The sequence below is a fragment of the Streptomyces sp. NBC_01255 genome (genome assembly GCF_036226445.1).
In the GTDB taxonomy this organism is placed as follows: Bacteria; Actinomycetota; Actinomycetes; order Streptomycetales; family Streptomycetaceae; genus Streptomyces.
In genome coordinates, this window is the sequence record NZ_CP108474.1 from 4,355,656 (window position 1) to 4,368,123 (window position 12,468).

General features: G+C 69.2%; 8 protein-coding genes. All 8 read left to right on the forward strand.

What is annotated here, in order from left to right:
* The first annotated feature begins 142 nt into the window (after positions 1-142).
* The 8 genes from dnaA to OG357_RS19455 all read left to right on the forward strand — a co-directional run bounded on the left by dnaA (position 143) and on the right by OG357_RS19455 (position 12,420).
* The gene (gene dnaA, locus OG357_RS19420) at positions 143-1,900 is read left to right on the forward strand and encodes a chromosomal replication initiator protein DnaA (RefSeq protein ID WP_329622348.1); all 1,758 of its coding nucleotides are present in this window, start codon (positions 143-145) and stop codon (positions 1,898-1,900) included.
* Positions 1,901-2,776: 876 nt separating this feature from the next.
* A complete protein-coding gene (gene dnaN / locus OG357_RS19425; protein WP_329622349.1) occupies positions 2,777-3,907 on the forward strand; it encodes a DNA polymerase III subunit beta in 1,131 nt (376 codons plus the stop codon).
* A 110-nt stretch (positions 3,908-4,017) separates the two neighbouring features.
* Positions 4,018-4,896 carry a phosphogluconate dehydrogenase (NAD(+)-dependent, decarboxylating) gene (gene gnd, locus OG357_RS19430; RefSeq protein ID WP_329622350.1) on the forward strand — a complete coding sequence of 293 codons (879 nt, stop codon included), beginning with the start codon at positions 4,018-4,020 and terminating at the stop codon, positions 4,894-4,896.
* 59 nt (positions 4,897-4,955) lie between these two features.
* Positions 4,956-6,077, forward strand: a complete 1,122-nt coding sequence (gene recF / locus OG357_RS19435; protein ID WP_329622351.1) for a DNA replication/repair protein RecF — start codon at positions 4,956-4,958, stop codon at positions 6,075-6,077.
* Positions 6,074-6,643: a DUF721 domain-containing protein gene (locus OG357_RS19440; RefSeq protein WP_317597173.1), complete on the forward strand. Its 570-nt coding sequence runs from the start codon at positions 6,074-6,076 to the stop codon at positions 6,641-6,643. The genes recF and OG357_RS19440 overlap by 4 nt, the downstream gene beginning before the upstream one ends.
* 395 nt (positions 6,644-7,038) lie before the next feature.
* Entirely contained in the window at positions 7,039-9,066 is a 2,028-nt protein-coding gene (gene gyrB, locus OG357_RS19445) for a DNA topoisomerase (ATP-hydrolyzing) subunit B (protein ID WP_329622352.1), read from the forward strand.
* 41 nt (positions 9,067-9,107) lie between these two features.
* Positions 9,108-11,717 carry a DNA gyrase subunit A gene (gyrA, locus tag OG357_RS19450; protein ID WP_329622353.1) on the forward strand — a complete coding sequence of 870 codons (2,610 nt, stop codon included), beginning with the start codon at positions 9,108-9,110 and terminating at the stop codon, positions 11,715-11,717.
* 106 nt (positions 11,718-11,823) lie between these two features.
* A complete protein-coding gene (locus tag OG357_RS19455; protein ID WP_329622354.1) occupies positions 11,824-12,420 on the forward strand; it encodes a DUF3566 domain-containing protein in 597 nt (198 codons plus the stop codon).
* Positions 12,421-12,468 lie beyond the last annotated feature (48 nt).

A 12,468-nucleotide genomic window follows, 5' to 3' on the forward strand; every position in this document is an offset into this window, starting at 1 on the left:
AGCCGCCCCGACTACCGTGGGGAGACTCCACAGTCTTTTCCCTTCTGTCCTCACCTGTCCTCAACGGACCCGTCCTCACGGACTTCGACCCACCGTCCCCCGAGAACCACACCATCGTGGGACCTGCGAGAAAGCGTGCCCCGTGGCTGACGTACCTGCCGATCTTGCCGCAGTGTGGCCACGCGTCCTCGAGCACCTCCTGGGCGAAGGGCAGCAGGGGATCGAGGCCAAGGACAAGCAGTGGATCGAGCGCTGCCAGCCGCTGGCCCTGGTCGCAGACACCGCTCTCCTCGCCGTGCCCAACGAGTGGGGCAAGCGCGTCCTCGAGGGCCGGCTGGCCCCGCTGATCAGCGAGACCCTGAGCCGTGAGTGCGGACGCCCGATCCGGATCGCGATCACCGTCGACGACTCCGTCGGCGAGCCGAGCCCGCCCGCGCCTCCCGCTCAGCAGCCTCGCTACGACGAGCGCCCGCAGCACGAGCCGTACGAGAAGTACGAAGGCTACGGTCACCGTCCGATGCCCGACGACGGGCTGCCCACCGCGCGCCCGGCCTACCCGGACTACCAGCAGCCGCAGCGCCCCGACCCCGGCTCCTGGCCGCGCACCCAGGAGGACCTCTCCTGGCAGCAGCCGCGGCTCGGCGGTTACCAGGAGCGGGCGCCGTACACCGGCCCGGAGCAGTCCCGGCAGTCCCGCTACGACGAGCCTCCCCGGGGATACGAGCAGCCGCAGCGGCCCGAGCGCGCCGAGCTGCCCGACCCGCAGGGCCACGGTGCCCGCCCCGGCCCCCGGCCCGGCGGCGGTCCGGTGCACGGCGGTCCCGGTCCCTCCTCCTCCGGGCAGGGCTCCGGCGCGCCGGGTGAGCAGCACGCGCGGCTGAACCCCAAGTACCTCTTCGACACCTTCGTCATCGGTTCCTCGAACCGCTTCGCGCACGCCGCCGCCGTCGCGGTGGCCGAGGCGCCGGCGAAGGCGTACAACCCGCTCTTCATCTACGGGGAGTCGGGGCTCGGCAAGACCCACCTGCTGCACGCCATCGGCCACTACGCGCGGAGCCTCTACCCGGGCACGCGCGTGCGGTACGTGAGCTCCGAGGAGTTCACCAACGAGTTCATCAACTCGATCCGCGACGGCAAGGGCGACGCCTTCCGCAAGCGCTACCGCGATGTGGACATCCTGCTCGTCGACGACATCCAGTTCCTCGCGAGCAAGGAGTCGACGCAGGAGGAGTTCTTCCACACGTTCAATACGCTGCACAACGCGAACAAGCAGATCGTGCTCTCCTCGGACCGGCCGCCCAAGCAGCTGGTGACTCTGGAGGACCGGCTCCGCAACCGCTTCGAGTGGGGTCTCACCACCGACGTGCAGCCGCCCGAGCTGGAGACGCGCATCGCGATCCTCCGCAAGAAAGCGGTGCAGGAGCAGCTCAACGCCCCGCCGGAGGTGCTGGAGTTCATCGCCTCCCGGATCTCGCGGAACATCCGTGAGCTGGAAGGCGCGCTGATCCGGGTGACGGCCTTCGCGAGCCTCAACCGGCAGCCGGTGGACCTGGGGCTCACCGAGATCGTCCTCAAGGACCTGATCCCGGGCGGCGAGGACAGCTCGCCGGAGATCACCGCCCCCGCGATCATGGCGGCCACGGCCGACTACTTCGGGCTGACGGTGGAGGACCTCTGCGGATCGTCGCGCAGCCGGGTCCTGGTGACGGCGCGGCAGATCGCCATGTACCTGTGCCGTGAGCTGACGGACCTGTCGCTGCCGAAGATCGGCGCGCAGTTCGGCGGCCGCGACCACACGACGGTGATGCACGCGGACCGGAAGATCCGTGCCCTGATGGCGGAGCGGCGCTCCATCTACAACCAGGTCACCGAGCTCACGAACCGCATCAAGAACGGCTGACGGACCGCCGCGACAGCAGCGGCGGAAGGGCGCCCCGGGACACGTCCTGGGGCGCCCTTCGGCGTTCTCGCACCCCGTGCCGGGCCGCCCTTCGGCGTTCTCGCACCCGCTCCAGGGGCGCCCCTGTTCGCTGTGCACAGCTGTGTACGAGCGCGAGGTGTTCGATTACTCCGTTCCGGTGGCGGGTTCTCCACAGATTGGGGGATGATCTCCCGTCCACAGGGTGGGGACTGTCGAGTTATCCGGATCGTGTCCACAGGCCCGGCTGGTGACAGTTCATCACCCCAGGTCAGACCCATGGGGATTTGTTGGCAACTTCTTTCCACAGCCTGTGGATGAAACTTTCGTCCACAGGGGGCCCGGAAAGTTGTCCACCGGCTGCCCACAGGGGGCTGCCGGTTGCCCACAGCTTCTCCACACCCCTGTCCACTGTTCGGCAACGAATCGCCCGTCCTCACCGCGTCGAGTGAAAGCCGTCACACCAAGGGAGACGGTTGGGCTGTGGGGAACGTGGGTAAAGCTGGGGACAGCGCTGGGGAGAACTCCCCATGACCTGTGTACCGGGTGTGCAGAACTTTTCGGTGTCCACAGAGAACCCTGGTTTTCCACGGGTTCCACCCACAGGGTCGGTGGACAAAAAAACGGGTCTGACCTGCGAAAACGACGTTATCCACCGTTTCCACAGGCCCTACTACTACTCCCACTTAGAGTTAGCTAGGAATCCGCTTCGAAGTGGGGCCTGTGCACAACTCGCCGCCGGAGCTCCGACGCGCCCTCGTCGCGACTTGACCCCGAGCAGCAACGAGTGTCGGCGGCGTACGTCAGACTGGTTCCCTCAGTCGACGATGAGCCAGCAACAAGCAGGAGGCGGTTCCGGTGAAGATCCGGGTGGAGCGCGACGTACTCGCCGAGGCGGTGGCCTGGGTGGCCCGCAGCCTCCCGGCCCGTCCGCCGGCGCCCGTACTCGCGGGCCTTCTCCTGAAGGCCGAGAACGGTGCCCTGAGCTTCTCGAGCTTCGACTACGAGGTCTCCGCCCGGGTCTCGGTCGAGGCCGAGGTCGAGGAGGACGGCACGGTCCTCGTCTCCGGCCGGCTGCTCGCCGACATCTGCCGCGCCCTCCCCAACCGTCCCGTGGAGATCTCCACAGACGGTGTACGGGCGACCGTGGTCTGCGGCTCCTCCCGCTTCACCCTCCACACCCTGCCTGTGGAGGAGTACCCGGCGCTGCCGGAGATGCCCACCGCGACCGGCACCGTCCCCGGTGAGGTCTTCGCCTCCGCCGCCGCCCAGGTGGCCATCGCCGCCGGCCGTGACGACACGCTGCCCGTCCTCACCGGTGTGCGCATCGAGATCGAGGGCGACACGGTCACCCTGGCCTCCACCGACCGCTACCGCTTCGCGGTCCGCGAGTTCCTGTGGAAGCCGGAGTCCCCGGACGCCTCCGCGGTCGCCCTGGTGCCCGCGAAGACCCTCCTGGACACCGCGAAGGCGCTCACGAGCGGCGACACGGTCACGCTGGCGCTCTCCGGCTCCGGCAAGGGCGAGGGCCTGATCGGTTTCGAGGGCGCGGGCCGCCGCACCACGACCCGGCTGCTCGAAGGCGACCTGCCGAAGTACCGCACGCTCTTCCCCACGGAGTTCAACTCGATCGCGGTGATCGAGACCGCGCCCTTCGTCGAGGCCGTCAAGCGTGTGGCCCTGGTCGCCGAGCGCAACACCCCGGTCCGGCTGAGCTTCGAGCAGGGCGTGCTGATCCTGGAGGCCGGCTCCAGCGACGACGCACAGGCTGTGGAGCGTGTGGACGCGCAGCTGGAGGGCGACGACATCTCGATCGCCTTCAACCCGACCTTCCTCCTGGACGGCCTGAGCGCGATCGACTCCCCGGTCGCCCAGCTCTCCTTCACGACCTCCACCAAGCCGGCGCTGCTCAGCGGCAAGCCCGCCCTGGACGCCGAGGCGGACGAGGCCTACAAGTACCTGATCATGCCGGTGCGGCTCAGCGGCTGACCTGCTCGTACGGGGTCGTCGCCTGAGCGGCTGACCCCACAGGTGTGCATCCGGGGCCGGGCGTAGGCTCGGACCCGGGTAAACCGCACACGACGCTTAAGGAATCTCTGATGGAGCTCGGTCTCGTCGGTCTCGGCAAGATGGGCGGCAACATGCGCGAGCGCATCCGCCGCGCAGGCCACACCGTCATCGGATACGACCGCAACCCGGACCTCGCCGATGTCCACAGCCTCGAAGAGCTTGTGGGCAAGCTCAAGGGTCCGCGGGTCGTGTGGGTCATGGTTCCGGCCGGTGCCGCGACCCAGTCCACGATCGACGAGCTGGCCGCTCTCCTCTCCCCCGGCGACATCGTCGTGGACGGCGGGAACTCCCGCTGGACCGATGACGAGAAGCACGCCGAGGAGCTCGCCGCCAAGGGCATCGGGTTCGTCGACTGCGGCGTCTCCGGCGGCGTCTGGGGCCTGGAGAACGGCTACGCGCTGATGTACGGCGGCTCCGCCGAGGACGTGGCGAAGGTCCAGCCGATCTTCGACGCGCTCAAGCCCGAGGGCGAGTTCGGCTCGGTCCACGCGGGCAAGGTCGGCGCCGGCCACTTCGCGAAGATGGTCCACAACGGCATCGAGTACGCGATGATGCAGGCCTACGCCGAGGGCTGGGAGCTCCTGGAGAAGGTCGACTCCGTCACCGACGTGCGCGAGGTCTTCCGCTCCTGGCAGGAGGGAACGGTCATCCGTTCCTGGCTGCTGGACCTCGCGGTCAACGCGCTGGACGAGGACGAGCACCTGGACCAGCTGCGCGGCTACGCATCGGACTCCGGCGAGGGCCGGTGGACCGTCGAGGCCGCCATCGACAACGCCGTACCGCTGCCGGCGATCACCGCGTCGCTGTTCGCACGGTTCGCGTCCCGTCAGGACGACTCCCCGCAGATGAAGATGATCGCCGCACTGCGCAACCAGTTCGGTGGCCACGCGGTCGAGACGAAGAAGTAATCCACAGGCTGTGCACCCCGCGGTGCACAGCCGCCGGGGGAAGAAGGTCGGCGCCCACCATGCACGTCACGCATCTCTCGCTGGCCGACTTCCGCTCGTACGCCCGGGTCGAGGTTCCGCTCGACCCGGGCGTCACCGCGTTCGTGGGCGCGAACGGCCAGGGCAAGACCAATCTCGTCGAGGCCGTCGGCTATCTCGCCACTCTCGGCAGCCATCGCGTCGCCTCGGACGCCCCGCTGGTACGGATGGGCGCGGAGCGCGCGGTCATCCGGGCGGCCGTCACCCAGGGCGAGCGCTCCCAGCTGATCGAGCTCGAACTCAACCCCGGCCGGGCCAACCGCGCCCGTATCAACAGGTCCTCGCAGGTCAGACCGCGTGACGTACTGGGCATCGTCCGGACCGTGCTGTTCGCGCCGGAGGATCTCGCCCTGGTCAAGGGCGACCCCGGTGAGCGACGCCGCTTCCTCGACGAGCTGATCACCGCGCGGACACCGCGCATGGCGGGCGTGCGCTCCGACTACGAGCGCGTCCTCAAGCAGCGCAACACGCTCCTGAAGTCGGCGGCGATGGCACGGCGGCACGGCGGCCGGGGCATGGACCTGTCCACGCTCGACGTCTGGGACCAGCACCTCGCGCGCGCCGGGGCGGAGCTGCTCGCGCAGCGCCTCGACCTCATCGCCACCCTGCAGCCGCTCGCCGACAAGGCGTACGAGCAGCTGGCGCCGGGCGGCGGACCGATTCTGCTGGAGTACCGCCCCTCCGCGCCGGGCGCCGGGCACACCCGCGAGGAGCTGTACGAGCAGATCGTCGCCGCGCTCGCCGAGGTACGGAAGCAGGAGATCGAACGGGGCGTCACGCTCGTCGGACCGCACCGGGACGAGCTGCTGCTCAAGCTCGGCGACCTGCCGGCGAAGGGGTACGCGAGCCACGGGGAGTCCTGGTCGTACGCGCTGGCCCTCCGGCTCGCCTCGTACGACCTGCTGCGCTCCGAGGGCAACGAGCCGGTCCTCGTCCTCGACGACGTCTTCGCCGAGCTGGACGCGCGCCGCCGCGAGCGGCTCGCGGAGCTGGTGGCGGGCGGCGAGCAGGTCCTGGTGACCGCGGCGGTGGACGACGACGTGCCGGGGGTCCTCGCGGGGACGCGGTACGAGGTGGCCGGCGGGACGGTGGAGCGGGTATGAGCGAGCAGCCGCCCCTGGGCGCCGGGGCGCCGGAACAGCCGGAGGGACCCAAGGTCCCCGAGGCCTCGGGCATCGACCTGGCGCGGGTCGCGCTGCGCGCGGCCAAGGAGCAGGCGAAGGCGCGGGGCGCCGCCGCCCAGCAGAAGAAGCAGGCCCGGCGCGGGGGCGGGCTGCGTTCCGGCGCGCGCGCCGACGGGCGCGACCCGATGGCGCTCGGCGCGGCGATCAACCGGCTGATCACCGAGCGCGGGTGGGAGACACCGGCGGCGGTCGGCGGCGTCATGGGGCGCTGGCCGCAGATCGTCGGCGAGGACCTGGCGAAGCACTGCGTACCGCTGAAGTTCGACGACGAACCGGACGCGCGGGTCCTCACCGTGCAGTGCGACTCCACGGCGTGGGCTACGCAGCTGCGGCTGCTCGCGCCGCGGCTGGTGGCCCGGCTGAACGAGGACCTCGGGCACGGGACTGTGCGGGTCATCAAGGTGTTGGGGCCTGGGGCGCCGCGGCGGGCGTACGGGCCGTTGCGGGCGCCGGGGTCTGTGGGGCCCGGGGACACGTACGGCTAGAGCGCCGGGCCGCCGGGTTCCCTGGCGTGCGAGGCCCCCTGCGGGCCCCGCTCTCGTGGTGCGGGTCCGGGAAGAGGGCGCCGTGCGGGTGGCGTTGTGCCCACCCTCCCCCAGAGGGGGGACCCCCAGCCCGGGCGGAACGCATGCCCACAACGTGGCTACCGGATCCCCACAACGCGCAACCACTCGAAGCGCTAGGTGGCCGTCAGAGGGCTCTGGGGGGCCTGTCTGGATATGGGGAGTCGTCTCGGGTCCGCTCAGGGCGGCACATGCGGACTCAGGGACCGGCAAACCCCCATGAGTGTCGGCGCTACCGGTAGACTGGGAGACAATCCCGCCACCCTGCGGAACAAGTCGAACGACGCAGCCGCTCCCGTATGCCCGGAGAACGGCCTGTGCTGTGCCAGAAAGGGCGCTTCGTGGCCGATTCCGGCAACCCCAACGAGAACAACCAGTACACCGCCAGCAACATCCAGGTCCTTGAGGGCCTGGATGCGGTGCGCAAGCGCCCTGGCATGTACATCGGCTCGACCGGCGAGCGCGGTCTGCACCACATGGTGCAGGAGGTCGTCGACAACTCGGTCGACGAAGCCCTGGCCGGCCACGCCGACACCATCGACGTGACGATCCTGCCCGACGGCGGCGTCCGCGTCGTCGACAACGGCCGTGGCATCCCGGTGGGCATCGTGGCCTCCGAGGGCAAGCCGGCCGTCGAGGTCGTGCTGACCGTGCTGCACGCGGGCGGCAAGTTCGGCGGCGGCGGCTACGCCGTCTCCGGCGGTCTGCACGGTGTCGGTGTCTCCGTCGTGAACGCCCTTTCCACCAAGATCGCCGTCGAGATCAAGACGGACGGCCACCGCTGGACGCAGGACTACAAGATGGGCGCCCCGACCGCGCCCCTCGCGCAGCACGAGGCGACCGAGGAGACCGGCACGTCGGTCACCTTCTGGGCCGACCCGGACATCTTCGAGACCACCGAGTACTCCTTCGAGACGCTCGCGCGCCGCTTCCAGGAGATGGCCTTCCTCAACAAGGGCCTCACCCTGACGCTCACGGACGAGCGCGAGTCGGCGAAGGCCACGGTCGGTGCGGACGACCCGGAGGCGGAAGCCGCAGAGCCGGCCGCGCGCACGGTGAAGTACCACTACGAGGGCGGCATCGTCGACTTCGTGACGTACCTCAACTCGCGCAAGGGCGAGCTGATCCACCCCACCGTGATCGACCTGGAGGCGGAGGACAAGGACAAGGCCCTGTCCCTCGAGGTCGCGATGCAGTGGAACAGCGGCTACAGCGAGGGCGTGTACTCCTTCGCCAACATCATCCACACCCACGAGGGCGGCACGCACGAGGAGGGCTTCCGTGCGGCGCTGACCTCGCTGATCAACAAGTACGCGCGCGACAAGAAGCTGCTCCGCGAGAAGGACGACAACCTCACGGGCGACGACATCCGCGAGGGCCTGACGGCGATCATCTCGGTCAAGCTGAGCGAGCCGCAGTTCGAGGGCCAGACCAAGACCAAGCTGGGCAACACGGAGGCGAAGACCTTCGTCCAGAAGGCGGTCTACGAGCACCTCAACGACTGGCTCGACCGCAACCCGGTCGAGGCCGCGGACATCATCCGCAAGTCGATCCAGGCCGCCACCGCGCGCGTGGCCGCCCGCAAGGCGCGCGACCTGACCCGCCGCAAGGGCCTGCTGGAGTCGGCGTCGCTGCCGGGCAAGCTGTCCGACTGCCAGTCGAACGACCCGGTCAAGTGCGAGATCTTCATCGTCGAGGGTGACTCCGCCGGCGGCTCGGCCAAGTCCGGCCGCAACCCGATGTACCAGGCCATCCTGCCGATCCGCGGCAAGATCCTGAACGTCGAGAAGGCCCGGATCGACAAGATCCTGCAGAACACCGAGGTCCAGGCGCTGATCTCGGCCTTCGGCACCGGTGTGCACGAGGACTTCGACATTGAGAAGCTCCGCTATCACAAGATCATCCTGATGGCGGACGCCGACGTCGACGGTCAGCACATCAACACCCTGCTGCTGACCTTCCTCTTCCGCTTCATGCGCCCGCTGGTCGAGGCCGGTCACGTCTACCTCTCGCGACCGCCGCTCTACAAGATCAAGTGGGGCCGGGACGACTTCGAGTACGCGTACTCGGACCGCGAGCGGGACGCGCTCGTCGCGCTGGGCAAGCAGAACGGCAAGCGGATCAAGGAAGACTCGATCCAGCGCTTCAAGGGTCTCGGCGAGATGAACGCCGAGGAGCTGCGCGTCACCACCATGGACGTCGAGCACCGCGTACTCGGCCAGGTCACCCTGGACGACGCGGCCCAGGCCGACGACCTGTTCTCGGTGCTGATGGGCGAGGACGTCGAGGCACGGCGCTCGTTCATCCAGCGCAACGCCAAGGACGTTCGCTTCCTCGACATCTGAGTCGGTCTCAGCTGACCGTACGAAAGGACTGACGACCAGCAATGGCCGACGAAAACACTCCCGGCACCACCGAAGAGCAGGAGCCTGTGCTGCGGATCGAGCCCGTCGGGCTCGAGACCGAGATGCAGCGCTCGTACCTCGACTACGCGATGTCCGTCATCGTGTCCCGCGCGCTGCCCGACGTACGGGACGGCCTCAAGCCCGTCCACCGTCGCGTGCTGTACGCGATGTACGACGGCGGCTACCGGCCCGAGAAGGGCTTCTACAAGTGCGCCCGCGTCGTCGGTGACGTCATGGGTACGTACCACCCGCACGGCGACTCCTCGATCTACGACGCGCTCGTCCGCCTCGCCCAGCCCTGGTCGATGCGCATGCCGCTGGTCGACTCCAACGGCAACTTCGGTTCCCCGGGCAACGACCCGGCCGCCGCCATGCGGTACACCGAGTGCAAGCTCATGACGCTGTCGATGGAGATGCTCCGGGACATCGACGAGGAGACCGTCGACTTCCAGGACAACTACGACGGCCGCAACCAGGAGCCGACGGTCCTGCCGGCCCGCTTCCCGAACCTGCTGATCAACGGCAGCGCCGGTATCGCGGTGGGCATGGCGACCAACATCCCGCCGCACAACCTCCGCGAGGTCGCGGCCGGTGCGCAGTGGGCGCTGGAGCACCCCGAGGCCAGTCACGAGGAGCTCCTCGACGCGCTCATCGAGCGGATCAAGGGCCCGGACTTCCCGACCGGCGCGCTCGTCGTCGGCCGCAAGGGCATCGAGGAGGCGTACCGCACGGGCCGTGGCTCGATCACGATGCGCGCGGTCGTCGAGGTCGAGGAGATCCAGAACCGCCAGTGCCTGGTGGTCACGGAGCTTCCGTACCAGACCAACCCGGACAACCTCGCGCAGAAGATCGCCGACCTCGTGAAGGACGGCAAGGTCGGCGGCATCGCCGACGTCCGCGACGAGACGTCGTCCCGTACCGGTCAGCGCCTCGTCATCGTGCTCAAGCGCGACGCCGTCGCCAAGGTCGTGCTGAACAACCTCTACAAGCACACCGACCTGCAGACGAACTTCGGCGCGAACATGCTGGCGCTCGTCGACGGCGTGCCCCGCACCCTCTCGCTCGACGCGTTTATCCGCCACTGGGTGACGCACCAGATCGAGGTCATCGTCCGCCGGACGAAGTTCCGGCTGCGGAAGGCCGAGGAGCGCGCCCACATCCTGCGCGGTCTGCTCAAGGCGCTCGACGCGATCGACGAGGTCATCGCCCTCATCCGGCGCAGCGACACGGTCGAGGTCGCCCGCGGCGGCCTGATGGACCTCCTCCAGATCGACGAGATCCAGGCCAACGCGATCCTGGAGATGCAGCTCCGCCGCCTCGCGGCCCTGGAGCGGCAGAAGATCGTCGCCGAGCACGACGAGCTCCAGGCCAAGATCAACGAGTACAACGCGATCCTGGCCTCCCCGGAGCGCCAGCGGTCGATCGTCAGCGAGGAGCTCGCGGCGCTCGTCGAGCGCTTCGGCGACGACCGCCGGTCCAAGCTCGTGCCCTTCGACGGTGACATGTCCATCGAGGACCTGATCGCCGAGGAGGACATCGTCGTCACGATCTCCCGCGGCGGCTACGTGAAGCGGACGAAGACCGAGGACTACCGCTCGCAGAAGCGCGGCGGCAAGGGCGTGCGCGGGACGAAGCTGAAGCAGGACGACATCGTCGACCACTTCTTCGTCTCCACCACCCACCACTGGCTGCTCTTCTTCACCAACAAGGGCCGGGTCTACCGGGCCAAGGCGTACGAGCTGCCGGACGCCGGCCGGGACGCGCGCGGCCAGCACGTGGCCAACCTGCTCGCCTTCCAGCCGGACGAGCAGATCGCCCAGATCCTGGCGATCCGCGACTACGAGGCCGCGCCGTACCTGGTGCTCGCCACCAAGGCCGGCCTGGTCAAGAAGACCGCGCTGAAGGACTACGACTCGCCCCGCTCCGGCGGTGTCATCGCGATCAACCTCCGGGAGACCGAGGACGGCCGTGACGACGAGCTGATCGGGGCCGAGCTGGTCTCGTCCGAGGACGATCTGCTCCTCGTCAGCAAGAAGGCGCAGTCGATCCGCTTCACGGCCACGGACGACGCTCTTCGCCCGATGGGACGTGCCACGTCGGGCGTCAAGGGCATGAGTTTCCGCGCGGACGACGAGCTGCTCTCGATGAATGTCGTCCGGCCCGGTACGTTCGTCTTCACCGCGACCGACGGCGGGTACGCGAAGCGCACCCCCGTCGACGAGTACCGCGTCCAGGGCCGTGGCGGCCTCGGCATCAAGGCCGCCAAGATCGTGGAGGACCGCGGCTCGCTCGTGGGCGCGCTGGTGGTCGAGGAGACCGACGAGATCCTCGCCATCACGCTGTCCGGCGGTGTGATTCGTACGCGAGTCAACGAAGTCAGGGAGACCGGCCGTGACACCATGGGCGTCCAGCTGATCAACCTGGGCAAGCGCGATGCCGTCGTCGGCATCGCACGGAACGCCGAGGCCGGCAGCGACGACGAAGATGTCGACGACGACGCCGAGGGCGTCGTCGAGGCGACCGAGGCCGCAGTGGTCGAGGCCGAGGCAGTCGAGGGCACGGAGCCCTCGGCCGGGGAGCACGAGGAGTAAGAGCGTGAGTGGAGCCACGGGCGCCGGATCGGCGGCCGCCGGAGCTTCTGCTGGTGCTGGAGCGAACGGCGCCCGTGGCCCCGCCACGGACTCCCAGGGGGTTGCGGTGACGGATACCCGGGGGCAGCAGCCCTCGTACGAGACCTACAGCGGGCCTCTGCCCGGCGAGCGCGCGGGTGCGCAGCAGCCGGGCGGCCCGTACCACCCGCCGCAGGCGTACGGCGCTCCGGCGCCGGGCGGCCAGGCGGGCGGTCCGGCAGGCGGGACACTGGGCGGCCAGACGGGCGCCGGTGCCGTGCGCCGACCGCGTACGGGGGCACGCACCACGCCCCGTACGCGCAAGGCGCGGCTGCGGGTGGCGAAGGCCGATCCGTGGTCGGTGATGAAGGTGAGCTTCCTGCTCTCCATCGCGCTGGGCATCTGCACGGTCGTCGCCGCCGCGGTGCTGTGGATGGTCATGGACGCCATGGGCGTCTTCTCGACGGTCGGCGGCACGATCAGCGAGGCCACGGGCTCGAACGAGTCCAACGGCTTCGACCTGCAGTCGTTCCTTTCGCTGCCGCGGGTCCTGATGTTCACCTCGGTGATCGCCGTGATCGACGTGGTCCTGATGACCGCCCTGGCGACGCTGGGCGCGTTCATCTACAACCTGTCGGCCGGTTTCGTCGGCGGTGTGGAGCTGACGCTCGCCGAGGACGAGTAGGACGTGTGGGGCCGACCCGGGAACGGATTTTGGGACTGGCCCCCACGT

Excerpts from the sequence above, each read along its gene's own strand:
- gnd (WP_329622350.1), top strand. The coding sequence starts at position 4,018 with ATGGAGCTCGGTCTCGTCGGTCTCGGCAAGATGGGCGGCAACATGCGC.
- recF (WP_329622351.1), top strand. The coding sequence starts at position 4,956 with ATGCACGTCACGCATCTCTCGCTGGCCGACTTCCGCTCGTACGCCCGG.
- OG357_RS19440 (WP_317597173.1), top strand. The coding sequence starts at position 6,074 with ATGAGCGAGCAGCCGCCCCTGGGCGCCGGGGCGCCGGAACAGCCGGAG.
- gyrA (WP_329622353.1), top strand. The coding sequence starts at position 9,108 with ATGGCCGACGAAAACACTCCCGGCACCACCGAAGAGCAGGAGCCTGTG.